The sequence below is a fragment of the Vibrio sp. Vb0667 genome (genome assembly GCF_033391095.1).
The window spans coordinates 1-1,205 of record NZ_JAWPOL010000265.1; the positions used below are offsets into that span (position 1 = coordinate 1).

The following is a 1,205-nucleotide window of genomic DNA, read 5'->3' on the forward strand; positions in this document are numbered from 1 at the left end:
ATTCTCAGATTCAATTCTGAACCGTGTTGTTTTGCTGCGGCTAATAAGACTTCCGGTTTGAGTTGCTCACTCAAGAAACCGTCCGCATCGCCTTGATCAACCAAAATTGGTAAGGGTGATTTCTCTTTCTTCAAAAGCTCACTTGCATCGTATTGCTTCCAACTTTCGATATCAGTGCCCAAGTATGCGGTGAATGCTTTTTGTCCCCACGGACACTGCATTGGGTTGCTGATTGGGCTAAATGCTGAAATCGAGCGGTATAGTGTCGGATTCTTAAGGCCAATGGTGAGCGCACCGTGTCCGCCCATGCTGTGGCCAGAGATTGATTTCACATCCGATACTGGGAAGTTGGCTTCGATGATGGCTGGCAGCTCTTGCGTGACGTAGTCGTACATATGGTAATGCAGTGACCACGGTGCTTGAGTGGCGTTGAGGTAAAAGCCTGCGCCTTGGCCTAAGTCGTAACTTGCATCATCGGCAACGCCTTCACCACGCGGGCTGGTGTCCGGAGCAATGATGGCAATCCCAAGTTCTGCCGCCATACGAAATGCGCCCGCTTTCTGCATAAAGTTTTCATCGGTGCAGGTTAAGCCCGACAACCAGTATAAAGCGGGTACTGGGTTGGATTTGGTTGCATTCGGCGGCAAGAAAATCGCAAAACGCATGGTGCAGTTCAACGCTTTAGAATCGTGCGTATATTGTTTGTGCCAACCGCCAAACACTTTGGTTTGGCTTACATTTTCAATGGTCATGGATAAACTCTCTAACAACAGAATGAATTCAGGCTCCCCTTACGGAGAGCCTGAGTCAGCATTACTTATCCATATGGATAACGGTACGGATGCTCTTACCTTCGTGCATCAGATCAAATGCTTTGTTTACGTCTTCCAAGCCCATCGTGTGAGTAATGAACTCTTGTAAGCCAAACTCACCCGCCATGTAGCGGTTTACGATTTCTGGAAGCTCAGAGCGACCTTTCACGCCACCGAACGCACTGCCGCGCCATACACGACCCGTAACCAGCTGGAATGGACGAGTTGAGATCTCTTGACCCGCACCCGCAACACCGATGATCACCGACTCACCCCAACCTTTGTGACAGCACTCAAGCGCTTGACGCATAACGTTTACGTTACCGATACATTCGAATGAGTAATCCACACCGCCATCCGTCATTTCAACAATCACTTCTTGAATTGGTTTGT

At 49.0% G+C, this 1,205-nt stretch carries 2 protein-coding genes; both read right to left on the bottom strand.

Annotated elements, in window-relative coordinates; all coding sequences use genetic code 11:
* A partial coding sequence (fghA, locus tag R8269_RS25155; protein WP_318222899.1) for an S-formylglutathione hydrolase occupies window positions 1-752 on the bottom strand: 752 nt, incomplete at its 3' end.
* 61 nt (window positions 753-813) lie between these two features.
* Window positions 814-1,205: zinc-binding dehydrogenase (locus R8269_RS25160; protein WP_318222900.1), on the bottom strand; the 392-nt coding region annotated here is incomplete at its 5' end.